This is a genomic window from Allobosea vaviloviae (assembly GCF_001298265.1).
Lineage (GTDB): Bacteria > Pseudomonadota > Alphaproteobacteria > Rhizobiales > Beijerinckiaceae > Allobosea > Allobosea vaviloviae_B.
Map to the genome: position 1 here is coordinate 68,939 of NZ_LGSZ01000019.1, position 13,077 is coordinate 82,015.

Here is a 13,077-nt window from a genome sequence, read left to right on the forward strand (position 1 = left end):
TCAGGGCTTCGGGAAGATGAGGGCGGAAATCTTCGCTCTGACGTCTGCGACGATCGCATCGGGCATTTTGCGGATCATCTCGGACTGCCGTTCGGCCCAGGACAGGCTTTTGACCTGATCGGAGAGGATCGCGCCGGTCACGCCGATCCCGTCGGGAACCACCACCTCGAAGGGATAGCCTTTCACCTGGTTGGTGATGGGGCAGAGCACGCAAAGTCGCGTCTGCTGGTTGTATTTCTGCGGCGACAAGACAAGAGCCGGGCGCCGGCCAGCCTGCTCGCGGCCCGCCTGTGGATCAAAGCTGATCCAGATGACATCGCCTGCATCAGGACAGTACGGCTCAGCCGTACTCGTTGCCGACCGCAGAATGTGACTCAATCTCGCCATGCAGATTCGACTCGCTGATCCCGGCGAGCAAGTCTGCAAGATCGTAGTGCGGCTCGCTCATCGGCTTGATGACAATGCAGCCATTCTCCACGGAAATATCTGCAATCGCACCCTCTCCAACGGAAATTTCCTGCGCGAAAGCCGCAGGAATCCGAATGGCAAGACTGTTACCCCATTTCGAAAAGCGAGCGTTCATGATGGTGCCACTCCTCACGCCTGCACGGCCTGTCGATACAACGAAGATACATGCAAACGGTACCGAGGCAAGTTGCAAGTTGGTTCAGTGGTGCTGTTGACGCGCTCCCGCCGGCTGGTTCAACTCCCGCGGCTGGCCCTGTCGTTGAGCCGGTTTTGAAAGTGAGGCCGTGCGCGTCTTCCATCTCGCCTATCTGATCGCGCTCGGCGCGGGGCTTGGCCTGACGTCCGCGCATTTCGCCGTGGCGGGCCGGCCGCTGCTCGGCATGGCCCAGATCGGTGCCTGGACGACCTGGCCGCGCAGCGGCGGCCGCGACATCGACCCCTATATGCGGGCCTATCTCGCGCGCGGCGTGCATCTGCCGCTGGGTGCCGGCGAAGGGCTGGAGCTGATCGCCGAGCGGGACGATGAAGGCGCGACGCTCGACGGACGCTGCCGCTATGCGCTGACCGGATCGACGCCGACGACGCGCGGCTGGACGCTCAGCGTCACCGACGCGGACGGACGCCCGTTCAGCCTGCCGCTGGACCGTGGCGGATTCACCGATGCCGAGATCGTGCGCGACGAAAGCGGGAGCTTGCGCGTCGCCGCTGCGGCGACGCCGCAGACCGGCAACTGGCTGCCGCTGCCGACGAGCGGGCGCTTCCAGTTTCGCTTGCGGCTCTACGACACGCCGATCGCCACCCAGGCCGCGGAGACCCGGGCCGAGAGCCTGCCGCGCATCGAGCGGATCGACTGCCCATGAGCGCCATCCGCCAGGACGCGACGGAGGATCTCGTCGCCCCGAAAGCCGATCTTCGGCTTAGCCAACACCGCCTGCCCCGGGGCGCGCGAATCGCCGCCGCCATCCGCCGCCTGCTGCTGACGACCATCGCCGGGGTCGTCCTCGCGGCCATCGTCCATATCGTGGCGATCCTGCTGATCCCGGTGCTGTCGGCCAGTGACGCCAACACCGCCTATCGCATGCTGGGAGCCAATGGGCGGGCCGAGCTCATTTCCGCCAGAGACGGACGCGGTCTGCCCCTGCCGCGGGAGTCCGATCCCGCGACGGTCACGGCGGTCTGCGGCTATGATCTGACGGCCGGGCCGATGCGCGTCGTGGCGCGGGCCGGGACGCTGCCGCTGGGCCTGACGCTGCACCGGCGCGGCGGCGGCGTCGCCTACGCGATCACCGACCGGGCCGCCATCCGCGGCGTGGTCGAATTCGTGGTGATGACGGAAGAACAGCGTGACGAGCGCATCGCACGCGACGAGGAAGGCGAGGCGGCGCGCGAGTTGCGGGTGGTCTCCGAGACCGATCAGGGGCTGATCGTGGTGCGCGTGCTGGTGCCTCGCCCCTCCGACCGTGCCGATGCCGAGGCTTTGGCGAGCGGCGTCGCCTGCGGCATGGCCGACTGAGACAAGGCGACCGGGCTCAGCCCTTGTAGACCACAGGGGGCTTCGCCCCCTCGACCGCGCCGTCCCCAAACACGCCGATCAGCGGCAGCTTGCAGAGCGGGCCGGCCTCGGCCTCCAACGCCATGATGGCGCGTTCGGCGCGGATCGCCTCGCGCGAGGGCATTTCGACGACGAGATTGGCGAGCGCGTAGCGGTAGCTCTCGAGCCGGAAGCCGACGCGCTCGCAGACCCAGAGAATCAGGCCTTCATTCTCGACGACGCGCGCATGGGCCGGATCGATCTGGCTCGGCGCGACATGGGGCGAGGCCTCGGCCGTGCGCATCCGCACCCTGTCGGCCGAGACCACCCGCATCGCATTGGCGCGGAACGGCCCGATCAACAGCCTGTCTGCGTTGGCGTCCTCGGCGAGGCGCGAATAGCGCGAGACCTGCGAGGCGTAAGAGCCCGAGGTCAGCGCGTTGAAATAATCGGAGACTGCGCTCGACTGCAGCTGTACGGGCAGAATCCGGGAATGGGCCAGGTCCGAGACGCGGCCCTGGAAGATGCTGCGCTCATGGCCGGGCATGATGAAGCGCCAGGCGCGATCGCGCAGTTGCTCCTCGTCATCGGTCATGCGGAAATGCGAGGCGGCCTCGCCGCGGAACGTCGCCGACCAGAAGCCGACCTGGGGCGCGACCAGCTGGCTGAAAACATCGGGCCGAGGGCGGCCGAAATCTCCAGGGCCGGCGCAGGCACCCAGCGCGAGGCAAAGCAGCAGCGCGGCCAGCCGGCCGCTCCGCCACGGGGCGGTGCGTGGATCAGCAGCCGTTGCGAAGGTCACGCCGGCTGCCTGGCGTTGGTCGCCTTCCTGGACCGCTTGGGGCCGCCGGCGGGCGTCGACGTCAAGGGTCGGGACCGACGGCGCACCGCCGGCTCGGCTGCCGCCGCTTCGGCCTGCCGCTCGTAGCGAACACCGGTGAAGAACAGAATCGTCGCGGGCTCCTGCCGTGCAGCGGCGGAAGCTTCGGATGGTTGCGCCCGCCGACGGGGCGCTAGAGGGATGACGACGGCCATGATGCGCCTCCGTGTCTTGGCGCCTGGGTTTCGGTCGCGGGAGATCGCTCTTCCGATCAGCATCAGGCCTCGACATGGTTAACGCTCCCTTAAACGCTCGGGGATTACTCTCCGCTGGCGCCAAGAATCACAGCCGAGTGTCCCATGCCGTCGCGAATTTCCGCCGAACTCGCCCATCTCGCCCGCCTAGCGCGTGATGGCGGGCTCGATCTCAGCCAGGTCTCGCTGCGGGTGAAGGCCGACCTGCTGATGTCGACGCCGCATCCGGCGCCCGACGATCTCGCCGCATTCGCCGAGATGGCGGCGGCACTGGTTCCCGGCATCGACGAGGCGACGGCCGTCATCCTGGCGCGCAAGGTCGCGGGCTGGCGCCACGCCCCCGACGCCGTGCTCGAGGCGTTGCGTGCGCGCGGCGGCGCGGTCCTCGCAGCGCTGGTGCGCCACGGCATGCCGCTGCGCCCGACCGAGTTCGAATCTCTTGCCAGCCAGGCCGACGCCGCCCTGGCCAGCGCGCTGACGGGGCGGGCCGATCTCACCGCCACGGCAACGCTGATGCTGGTCGAACGCGGCGACCGGGCGATCGACTTTGCCCTGATGGCCAACACCGCCATCGACCTGCCCCGCGCCGCGCTCGACCTCCTGGTCGCCCGCTCGCGCGAGGATGCCGCCTATGCCCACCCGCTGCTGGCCCGCCGCGACATCTCGAGCACCGAAATCGCACCGCTCTTCCTGTTCGCCGGGCCGGATCGACGGCTCGCCATGCTGGATTCCCTGGCGGCGCTGGATTCGCTCAGCCCCACCGAGCGCCGCCAGCCGGTCTCGCACGACGCCTTCATGGGCTGGCTCGCCATGGCCGCCGACGATCAGAACGGCGCGTTCGGGGCGCTCGCGAGCCATCTCGGTGGCGGGCAGGCCCTCGCCGGCGCAATCGCGGCCGACCATTCGCGCGACCTCGCCGCGCTCGCCCTGACCGCGGCCGGGGCGAGCGTCGAGGATGCGACGCGCTTCCTGATCAGGCTTGGCGACGAGGCCGCCCATTCGGTGGAGCGTATCTTCGCCGTGGTCGCGCTGATGCGCTCGGTGCGACCGACGGTGGCGCTGCGGCTGGTGATGCAGGTCAGCGGCACGCCGATGCCGGCAACGACCCGCAAGGGCCAGCATCAGCCGGCGATGGATCCGAGCGGAACCCCAGCACGGATCGGGCCGGCTCGCCCGGAGAGCGCAATGACCACCGACATTCTGCGCAAGCTTGGCGTGAGGCGCGAGCAGGGCTGAGCGCGCCGCAAAGCGGGCAGGCGCTATTCCGCGACGAGATCGAGCCGCGGATCACCCTGCCGGTTCTCGATCTCGACGAGCCAGAGATCGGAATCGAAGCGCCGCTCGCGTTCGACACGCTCCTCGACACTGCCGGGATCGCTGTCGAGCACGAGTTGGAAGCGGCGGATGCCGTCATCCAGCGCCATGGATTGCGGCGCGGGGCCGTAAAGCGCCGCGGTGCCGTCGAGCCGGTCCAGCTTGACGAAGATCGCCCCGGCCTCGGCGGAGCCGCGCCGTCTCAGCACGGCGACGAGCCCGTCATGTCCGGCCTGCCTGAGATAGGCCGACACCCAGAACTCGCTGGTGAGACGCGCCATCGGCGCGGCTCAGTTTTCCACGCTGCGGCGCGGCGTGGCGGATTTCGCCTGAGCGACGCCGCGGACCTCGGCCGGCGGACGGATGTCGGCGCCGTTGATCAGATCGGCGATCGGATCGCGCGGTGCCGCCGCGCGCGCGACCGGGGCCGGCGCGGGGGCGGCGGCGGGAGCGGCAGCCGTGCGCGGCACATTGGTCACGGCCGCCGGAGGGCGGACCACGGCGTCGCGGGCCTGCTGGGAGAGATCGTTAGGGCGCGTGGGCGGCAACGGCGCCGGTGTCGCGACGCCCGCCGGAGCCGATGCGGCGGCCGGCGTCTCCACCCGGCGTTCGGCATTGCGGGCGGGCGGCGTCTGCGACGGTGCCGAGATCATCGGCGCAGGATGGCGTGCCTTCTGGAAGATCAGCGCATTGGCGAGAATCGCAGCGGAGATGCCAGCGAAGACGACCAGCACGACGGCGCGGCCGGGGCGGCGGGCCGCAAGTCGCGCGATCCGGCCGAACCAGCTGGTCTTGCGGCGTGGCTGCGGCGCCGCACGCCTGACGGGGGCGGACAGCGATGCACTGGAATGGGCGCGGGCGGCAATCGTGGCGGACATGGGGCTCGCTCGTGGTCAGGCGGTCAGACGAAAAGGCGCTTTGGTCTCAAAACCCCGGCGCGGCGCGCGGGCGAAGGTCGCGATACTGACGGGCTGGGACGTATCCGCCACGCCGCCAACCGGCAGCCTGACGGCGACGCGCGTACCGACACCCGGCGCGCTCTCGATGGTCAGGCGCCCGCCATGCAGGCCGACGAGGCCGCGCACGACCGAAAGGCCGAGGCCCGTGCCCTCATAGGCGCGGTCATAGGAGCCCTTGGCCTGGAAGAAGGGATCGCCCAGGCGCGGCAGGTCGCTGGCGGAAATGCCGATGCCGGTGTCGGCGACCGAGAGGTCGATCATGTCGCCGTCACGCACCACGGCGAGCACGACGCGGCCGCCGGCCGGCGTGAACTTGATGGCGTTGGAGAGCAGGTTGATCATGACCTGCTTCAGCGCGCGACGGTCGCCCAGGACCGGCGGAAGGTCCGGCCCGACGACGCGCTCCACCGCGATCTCGCCAGCCTGCGCCCGCAGCGCCATCAGCGCGCAGCAATCGCGGGACAGCTCGGCCAGATCGAGCGGCTCCTGCTCGATCGTCATGGTGCCGCTCTCAATCTTCGAGATGTCGAGCAGCGTGTTGACGACGTCGAGCAGATGATGGCCCGAAGAATGGATAATGTGGGCGTATTCGAACCGCTTCTCCGCGTTGAGCCAGCCCTGCGTATCCGTCGTCAGCATCTCCGAGAAGCCGATGATGGCGTTCAGCGGCGTGCGCAGCTCATGGCTGACGGTCGCCAGGAAGCGGCCCTTGACGTCGCTGGCCTTCACCGCCTCGGCATGGCCGCGAGCGCGCTCGTCTTCGAGAGCCCGACGTGTCGTGATGTCGCGCATGACGCAAACAACGGCGGCGCTGTCGCCGGGAGCAGCGGTCTCGATCCGGTGCGCCTTCATCTCGAGCCAGAGCGAGACAGGCTGATGCTGTTCCTGCTCGTCGCGCGGGACGAAGAGGGTGCGAAAGCACGCCGTCGCGGAGCCGGCGCCATGGGCGGCGTCGCTCAGAGCCTTTAGAAACAGCGGACGGTCTGCAACATGAACCCGGTCGAACAGGCCGCGCCCGTGCAGTTCGCGCGGCTCGGCACCGGCCAGCGACCGGGCGGCGTCATTGGCGAACACCACCGCGCCGCTGGCATCGTGCCAGGTGACGAGGTCGCCGACATGGTCGAGCAGGAGCTGGGCGCGCTGATCGGATGCGCGATGCTCGCGCAGTTCATCGCGGCGACGCCGCAGGAAGCCGACGGCCACGACCATGGCCTGCAGGATCGCGACGATCACCAGGGTCGGCATCAAGCTGTTCGCCCAGGGCGCCTGATCGGCGAAGATGTCGAGATGATCGAGCAGCACGACGCCAGCCAGCGCGGTCGCCGCGATCGCACTGGCGCGGGTAACATACTGCCGCGAGCCGAAGAACATCGCTTCGGCCGGCACGGCGGCGAGCCAGAGCAGCAAGGGCGAGGCGGAGCCGCCGGTCATGCCGGAGACGGCACCGACGAACAGCGCGAGAGCCGCCGCTGACATGCAATGGGCGATGTCGAGGCGCCCGGTGCGGGACAAGACGACCGCCGCGAGCAGCGGCAGGGCGCCGGCCACGACCACGGCCGCTTCCAGGCCGCCCAGCGCACCGCGCCAGGCCAGATAGGCCGGAGCAAGCCCGAGCGCGACCGCGCCGACCAACAGCCGGGTCAGGATGAAACGCTCATGCCGCATGCGCTCGAGCGAATTGGGCAGCACGGATGCGTGCACCATCGCCGCCACCTGTGTCCTGACCGCCAGCAACTTCATGAGCAACGCAACGCCTGACTGCGCGGACCCTGCGCCCGCTTGGCCCACAATCTCGCTTGGGCGGTTTAAGCGGGGCTTAAGGCTGACGCCGGCAAACGGGCAACGAGACCGCCGAGTTTGCGGTTTTATGCCGAGATATCAGTCACCTAGACACCGGTTTCGACAACCGTCCCAGCCGACCTCGATGTTGGCAGCAGGGTGAACGGAAGCTGAAGATCGGCTGATGCCTTTGAAACGCATTTGACGGTCTGGAATGACGCGATTTTTCCGGATGCGGGTCTATGGTCGTTTCCGGAGCGAGGCGCCAGCCGTGCCAGCTTCGGGACAACGGGGACCGGCATGGCCTATATCCTGCGAAGCCTGGCAGTGATCGGCGTGATCGCGCTGAACTCGCCTGTGCATGGTGAGCGATCGGAGCCAGGCGGCACCGTTGCGACGGTTCGCAACGTCGCCAGGGCCGCCACGCAGATCGATGCGCATAGCGCGATGTCCAGCATCACCGCAGCGCGTGAAACCGCGCAGATCCTGGCGGGGCTCGACCCCGAGACGCGGCAGCGCCTCATGGCGCTGGCCGCAGCCGCTGCGAGCGGCAAGAGCGAGGTTCGCGAGCGCGGCCCTGCGACGGCGACGCGCTGACACGCCACAGGCCCCTCACCCTGCCTCGCGCTTGACGGCGCCGCCCGACACGCCGAAGACGCTGGCCTGAAGCCTGACAGAGCGGGAGCCGGCCTGCCGCTCGGCGGCCGGCAGCGGACGGGACATGAGCGCGACACTCGACGAGATCATCGCCAATTTCGACCTGCTCGACGAGTGGGACGACCGCTACCGCTATCTGATCGAGCTCGGCAAGGGCCTCGAGCCCCTTCCCGAGGACGCCCATAACGAGACCAACAAGGTGCGCGGCTGCGCCAGCCAGGTCTGGCTGGAAGGGCGCTCCGAGGGCGGGCCGGGCCCGGGGACGCAGCTGCATTTCCGCGGCGACAGCGACGCCCATATCGTGCGCGGGCTGGTCGCCTTGGCCCTGGCGATCTATTCGGGCCGCACCGCCTCCGACATCCTGGCGACGGACGCCTTCGCGATCTACGAGAAGCTCGGGCTTTCCGCCCATCTGACGCCGCAGCGCTCCAACGGCGTGCGCTCGATGATCGAGCGCATCAAATCCGACGCGCGCACCGCGACCGGAGCGTAAATCCCGGCCGCCGTCGCACCTGCGGTTTTCAAGGGGTGCGTTCGGGCATGAGATGGGGGCGAGCGTTCTCGCCCTGCCAGACCGTGCCGGCCCGCGAAGGACTGCGACGCGGCTCACCGATGCCGTAATGTGTGGCCAGCGCCTTGAGCGCCAGGCGCAGCACCACCTTTGCCGAGCGCGCCGGCCAGCCACGCTCGCGCTCGACGCGATCGAGCCCCTTCAGGAAGCCGCAGACGTCGATGGCAAGGCCCGACAGCTCCGGTCCGAGCCGGTCGCAGGCCGTGTTGACGCGCTGGCGGGCGGCAAGGGCCGTGTCGGAGGCGCCGGCGGGGTCGCCGCCCCCCGGCCCGCGTGAGCCCGGCGCGAGCGAGGCGTCCCAGTTCATCGTGGTGCGCGGCATCATCCGTGCGACGGTGAGGTCGGAGCGGAAACGCTCGCCGGCAGCGAACTCCTCGGCGGAGATCTGCGGCTGGCCGTCCTTGCCCGGCCGGCGATGCAGCCAGAGCAACGGGCTCTCGCGCTCGTCCAGCATCACCGTCTGCTCACGGCCGTCGACGTGAATGACGGCCTGGGCGAGTGCGCGCGCGGCACCGCCAGCGGGCTGAGCGGCGAGCAGGCGCCGGGCGTCCCCCTCGCCCGTCCAGATCGCCCGACCATCGGCGAGGAGGGCGTCTGCCGCCTCGGACGGCACATAGCCGGCGCCGAGGCTGGTGCCATTGGTGCTCTTGTAGAGCGCGATCCGTCCGCAGCCCAGCGGCGAGATGCGGCCGAACGCGCCGGGCTGGGCAAGATGGCGCAGCAGCCTGCCCACCGTGGCGCTGTCCCCGCCATGCGTCTCCCCTGCCCGGCTCATGACCGGACCTGCGGTCGGATCGCGGGGGCGAGCGAACCGGACAAGGCGAGCAGGCCCGCCTCGAGCGCCGACAGGGCGAACTCCAGCGCCGGATCGTCGCGGCGATCCTCGATCAGGGCGCAGGCATGGCGCACGGTCGTCCGATCGCGGCCGAAGCAAATTCCAACGCGGGTGAAGGTCAGCCCGAAGGCGACATGAGCGAGATACATCGCGGTCTGCCGCGCCAGCGCGATCGGCCTCCTTCCACGCCGCGGGTCTCGCAGCGTCGCGGTCGGCACCCGCGTGATCGCCGCCACGGCCACTTCCGCCAAGCGTGCCAGCGCCGCGTGGCGAACGGGATCGATCGCTTCAAGCTCCAAACTGTTCATGATATGTTCCTGATGCCCCGGCCGGGATCGGCAAGGTCGGTCCTCAGAATGCATGAAAATATTCGCGATATTATACTTGACGTACCCAAATCGCCTGATAAGGTAGCTCGCATAAGGAGTTACCCCGATGTCGTCCGTTCTTTCTGAGAAGCACTTCCACAACGAGGCCGCCGCCTACGCGTTCGTTGAGGCGCGCGTTTGGCCGGAAGGTCCGATCTGCCCGCATTGCGGCGGGTTCGAGCGCATCGGCAAGATGGGCGGCAAGAGCACCAGGATCGGCGTCTATAAGTGCTATCAGTGCCGCAAGCCCTTCACCGTGAAGGTTGGCACCGTGTTTGAAGCCAGCCACGTCCCCATGCACCTGTGGCTGCAAGCGATGTTCCTGCTGTCCTCCAGCAAGAAGGGCATCAGCGCGAATCAGCTCCACCGCACTTTGGGCGTCACCCTCAAAACCGCTTGGTTCATGGCGCACCGCGTTCGCGAAGCCATGCGGCTTGTCGGCTTCGAGCCTATGGGCGGCGCGGGCGCGGTTGTCGAAGCCGACGAAACCTATTTCGGCGACAAGGAACTCGTCACCAAGCGCACCAAGAAGGGCAAGAGCGGCCACAGCAGCAAGCGCGCCATCGTCGCTCTGGTTGAGCGCGGCGGGCAGGCCCGCACCTTCCATGTGGACCGCGCCGACAAAGTCACTGTGACCGAGATCGTCTCCGAAAACATCGCCCGCGAAACTCGCCTGATGACCGACGAGAGCCGCCTTTATGCGGACGCTCTGAACCACGTCGCAGAACACGACCACGTCAAGCACTCGGCTGGCGAATATGTGCGCGGTGACATCAACACCAACACCGTCGAGGGCTATTTCAGCATTTTCAAGCGCGGCATGAAGGGGATCTATCAGCACTGCTCAGAGAAGCACCTTCACCGCTACCTGTCTGAGTTCGATTTCCGCTATAACAACCGCGTCGCGCTGGGGGTGAACGATACCGCCCGCACCGACGCGGCCATTCGCGGCATCGTCGGGAAGCGCCTCACCTATCGAACGATTAACTGAGGGACCAAAGCCCTATGGCGAAGCAGCCAAAGCCCAAGGCCACAAGCACAAAAGACGGCGCTAAGGCGCAATCCGAGCGGTTTATACAAACCGCTCGCGAGCTTGGGGCTGACGAGAGCGGTGAGAAGTTCAACGATCTCATTAGCAGGGTAATTCCTGCGGTCAAGAAGCCGAAGGGTTAGTTGTTACCGGCTTAAGGTCAAGCAGATCGTATGTGTTTTCGACTCTTTGTGTTGCATAGAACTCTTTGGAAGTTCTTTTTATAATTGCAACGTACATTTCTCCAAGCTTCAAAGTCCGATACTTATCAAAATTCTGATCTAAATTACCTTTGTAACTCTCGCCATTGCTTTCTACGAAATGGAAACGAGACGAAATAACGTCCCCGCCAGCGAGCATCCCTATTGTCTCGAATGTATCGCTTTTTTGGTCTGAGGTTCGTTCGATAATTTCAACAATGTCTACCATTTTTCGGCGCGGTACCACTTGTCCCAACAGGCGGCCACTAGAGAGTTTCCAACGGACATCAGCCGAATAGCCACCAGCAACATTCGCGGCTGACCAGTCGTGCAATCTTTTGATGACGCTGCCACCTAGGGCGCGAGCAACATCGCGGACATCGTGCTGGTCGTCTATGTTCATGGTTTGGTAGAGCGCTTCAATCGACTTATCGAGTTTGCCTTCAAAGAAATTCCTGTCAGCCCGTGTCATAAGAACGACTCCGAGAGAGCCTTCATATGAATACCCGAACTCTAATTCGCTTTCAGATAATGCCTGCGCACCAAAAGTGCTTTTGGCCTTCTGAACTCCATTCTTTACAGAGTCGTGTATCTGAGTAAACAAACCTTGGTAATTCAACAGCGACCGCGATATTATTGAGATCGGGAACGCATCTTTGATTTCTGGAAGAAGCTTATAATCACAGATTTCAATCTGGTTATATTCGGCCAGTTGTCTCATATGAGCGTCTGCTTTACGCGCGCGCTTTTTCTCCGCCGCTAAGTTGATCTGCAAATCAACGCGGTCTGGATGCTGCCGAAGAGCGCTCTCTAGTCTTGCGACCGAAGAGAAAGCTCTTCTAGCTTGATCTGCGACATATGCGTAGTCCGACATGGGTTTCCCAGATCATGAGGCTCACATAGCCCTTCAGCCACTCACGGTCATTTTGCAGCCCGTACATCTCGCCTTCGGCCAACATATCAAGAGCGCATCCCCTGAATGGATGGCCAATACCGTAGCTGACATACGATGAAATGTCTAGGTCTTCGTGGTAAAAATCTTGGTTTAATTGACTTAGAAAGTTAATCTGGTCTGTATCTAAAAGATCAGCGACTTCGCTATCGACGTACACTTTAACATCTATATCACTTGGCATTGCCTTGAGTGTAAGGAAGCTGCCGTTTATCACAAGCTCGCACCTGATATTTCGTACGAGCAAATCTTGAATAGCCTGCTCCAGATGCTGAAACAGCCGACCTCGGCGTTGCTGGCCATGCCACTCAAAAGGCTCAACGGCGAGATTGTGCAACTCACTCATGGTGAGAATGTGCCTGCCAGGCGGCAGTAGCGGCTCAAGGTCGGGTTTCCTGCCAACGCCCAACGCTTGACCCCTTTATTGCGCCCCGAAATTGCATCACAAAACGGGCGCTAGAGTCAATGGGTACGTCAAGTATAATATCGCGAAAATATTCCTATATCAAGACGGCCGCCGAGCGCCGGGCCCTTATCCCCGCCAGATCATGGCAGGAGCCTGTTCCTCCGGACGCAGGCGTCCGTGCCATCTGCGGGCCATGGGCCGGCATGAAAAAAGGCCGCCGGCATGCCGGCGGCCTTTCGAATGGATCCAGCTTGCGCCCTGGGGCGTCGGCTCAGCGGCGCTTGCGGCGCTGCTGGCCCAGGCCCATCTTCTTGGCGAGCTGCGAGCGTGCCTCGGCGTAGTTGGGAGCAACCATCGGATAGTCCGGCGGCAGGCCCCACTTCTCGCGGTACTGCTCAGGCGACATGTTGTACTGCGTGCGCAGGTGACGCTTCAGCGACTTGAACTTCTTGCCGTCCTCGAGACAGATCAGATAGTCCGCCGTGATCGACTTCTTCACGGGAATGGCGGGCTTGGGCGCCTCGGCCGGCACGGCCGGAGCGACACCGTCGACGACACGGCCGAGCGCGGCATGCACATCGGCGATCAGCGCAGGCAAGTCGGACGCGGGAACAGAATTATTCGAGACATAAGCGGACACAATATCCGCGGTCAGTTCGATAAAATCCGATCCGTCAATATCAGCCATGATGGCGCCACTCCTTCAGACGTGTCTCTTCAGAATCGTTGATCACCGACCTCATCATCATGCATCGGTGCCTTGTGTGGTCCTGATCAACAGGACAAAGCACAATCGACTCAGACTCACCCTCAATGGGTCGATGATGACCGTCTAATCGATGCGCCACGGCGCCGCAAGACGTCGCGCCTGCGCGAATACGATTATCACAATGAAATATTGCAGTGATGTCCAGATGATCATTGTAACTGGAA

Annotated in this window: 17 protein-coding genes; 6 read left to right on the plus strand and 11 right to left on the minus strand. The window is 65.3% G+C overall.

Going from position 1 to position 13,077, the window contains the following annotated elements:
• Both mazF and AE618_RS27185 read right to left on the minus strand, forming a co-directional pair.
• Entirely contained in the window at nucleotides 1-378 is a 378-nt protein-coding gene (gene mazF, locus AE618_RS03140) for an endoribonuclease MazF (protein WP_248310728.1), read from the minus strand.
• Nucleotides 341-583 (minus strand): AbrB/MazE/SpoVT family DNA-binding domain-containing protein, encoded by a 243-nt coding sequence (locus AE618_RS27185; protein WP_082364957.1) that lies wholly within the window; start codon nucleotides 581-583, stop codon nucleotides 341-343. The genes mazF and AE618_RS27185 overlap by 38 nt, the downstream gene beginning before the upstream one ends.
• A 169-nt stretch (nucleotides 584-752) precedes the next feature.
• Here AE618_RS27185 and AE618_RS03145 point away from each other — a divergent pair, with 169 nt between their 5' ends.
• Nucleotides 753-1,328 carry a DUF1214 domain-containing protein gene (locus AE618_RS03145; RefSeq protein ID WP_054207602.1) on the plus strand — a complete coding sequence of 192 codons (576 nt, stop codon included), beginning with the start codon at nucleotides 753-755 and terminating at the stop codon, nucleotides 1,326-1,328.
• On the plus strand, nucleotides 1,325-1,981 hold the full coding sequence (locus AE618_RS03150) for a DUF1254 domain-containing protein (RefSeq protein ID WP_082364958.1): 657 nt from the start codon (nucleotides 1,325-1,327) through the stop codon (nucleotides 1,979-1,981). Before AE618_RS03145 ends, AE618_RS03150 begins: the two co-directional genes overlap by 4 nt.
• A gap of 16 nt (nucleotides 1,982-1,997) precedes the next feature.
• On the opposite strand, the gene AE618_RS03155 is transcribed toward AE618_RS03150, so the two are convergent.
• The gene (locus AE618_RS03155) at nucleotides 1,998-2,801 is read right to left on the minus strand and encodes a hypothetical protein (RefSeq protein WP_054207603.1); all 804 of its coding nucleotides are present in this window, start codon (nucleotides 2,799-2,801) and stop codon (nucleotides 1,998-2,000) included.
• 377 nt (nucleotides 2,802-3,178) lie between these two features.
• Here AE618_RS03155 and AE618_RS03160 point away from each other — a divergent pair, with 377 nt between their 5' ends.
• On the plus strand, nucleotides 3,179-4,309 hold the full coding sequence (locus AE618_RS03160) for a hypothetical protein (RefSeq protein WP_054207604.1): 1,131 nt from the start codon (nucleotides 3,179-3,181) through the stop codon (nucleotides 4,307-4,309).
• 23 nt (nucleotides 4,310-4,332) lie between these two features.
• Here AE618_RS03160 and AE618_RS03165 read toward each other — a convergent pair whose 3' ends face one another.
• From AE618_RS03165 to AE618_RS03175, 3 genes are read right to left on the minus strand one after another with little or no spacing between them, the layout of a single operon-like run.
• On the minus strand, nucleotides 4,333-4,668 hold the full coding sequence (locus AE618_RS03165; protein ID WP_054207605.1) for a DUF1491 family protein: 336 nt from the start codon (nucleotides 4,666-4,668) through the stop codon (nucleotides 4,333-4,335).
• 9 nt (nucleotides 4,669-4,677) lie between these two features.
• On the minus strand, nucleotides 4,678-5,265 hold the full coding sequence (locus tag AE618_RS03170) for a hypothetical protein (RefSeq protein ID WP_054207606.1): 588 nt from the start codon (nucleotides 5,263-5,265) through the stop codon (nucleotides 4,678-4,680).
• A gap of 15 nt (nucleotides 5,266-5,280) precedes the next feature.
• Entirely contained in the window at nucleotides 5,281-7,086 is a 1,806-nt protein-coding gene (locus AE618_RS03175) for a PAS domain-containing sensor histidine kinase (RefSeq protein WP_082364959.1), read from the minus strand.
• Nucleotides 7,087-7,425: 339 nt separating this feature from the next.
• Between AE618_RS03175 and AE618_RS03180 the strand changes: the two genes are divergently transcribed.
• Entirely contained in the window at nucleotides 7,426-7,722 is a 297-nt protein-coding gene (locus tag AE618_RS03180; protein WP_054207608.1) for a hypothetical protein, read from the plus strand.
• A 124-nt stretch (nucleotides 7,723-7,846) separates the two neighbouring features.
• Nucleotides 7,847-8,275 carry a SufE family protein gene (locus AE618_RS03185; RefSeq protein WP_054207609.1) on the plus strand — a complete coding sequence of 143 codons (429 nt, stop codon included), beginning with the start codon at nucleotides 7,847-7,849 and terminating at the stop codon, nucleotides 8,273-8,275.
• A gap of 28 nt (nucleotides 8,276-8,303) precedes the next feature.
• Here the strand turns inward: AE618_RS03185 and AE618_RS03190 are convergent, their stop codons facing one another.
• Nucleotides 8,304-9,128: a DUF6456 domain-containing protein gene (locus AE618_RS03190; protein WP_156330071.1), complete on the minus strand. Its 825-nt coding sequence runs from the start codon at nucleotides 9,126-9,128 to the stop codon at nucleotides 8,304-8,306.
• Entirely contained in the window at nucleotides 9,125-9,496 is a 372-nt protein-coding gene (locus AE618_RS03195; RefSeq protein ID WP_054207611.1) for a helix-turn-helix domain-containing protein, read from the minus strand. The genes AE618_RS03190 and AE618_RS03195 overlap by 4 nt, the downstream gene beginning before the upstream one ends.
• A gap of 127 nt (nucleotides 9,497-9,623) precedes the next feature.
• Between AE618_RS03195 and AE618_RS03200 the strand changes: the two genes are divergently transcribed.
• Nucleotides 9,624-10,547: an IS1595 family transposase gene (locus tag AE618_RS03200; RefSeq protein WP_054207612.1), complete on the plus strand. Its 924-nt coding sequence runs from the start codon at nucleotides 9,624-9,626 to the stop codon at nucleotides 10,545-10,547.
• Between the two features lie 162 nt (nucleotides 10,548-10,709).
• Here AE618_RS03200 and AE618_RS27770 read toward each other — a convergent pair whose 3' ends face one another.
• The 3 genes from AE618_RS27770 to AE618_RS03210 form a co-directional block, all read right to left on the minus strand.
• On the minus strand, nucleotides 10,710-11,660 hold the full coding sequence (locus AE618_RS27770) for a hypothetical protein (protein WP_156330072.1): 951 nt from the start codon (nucleotides 11,658-11,660) through the stop codon (nucleotides 10,710-10,712).
• Nucleotides 11,626-12,147, minus strand: coding sequence for a DUF6932 family protein (locus AE618_RS03205; protein ID WP_432704482.1), 522 nt, complete (start codon nucleotides 12,145-12,147; stop codon nucleotides 11,626-11,628). The genes AE618_RS27770 and AE618_RS03205 overlap by 35 nt, the downstream gene beginning before the upstream one ends.
• A 268-nt stretch (nucleotides 12,148-12,415) precedes the next feature.
• Nucleotides 12,416-12,832, minus strand: coding sequence for a MucR family transcriptional regulator (locus tag AE618_RS03210; RefSeq protein WP_054207614.1), 417 nt, complete (start codon nucleotides 12,830-12,832; stop codon nucleotides 12,416-12,418).
• Nucleotides 12,833-13,077: the final 245 nt, after the last annotated feature.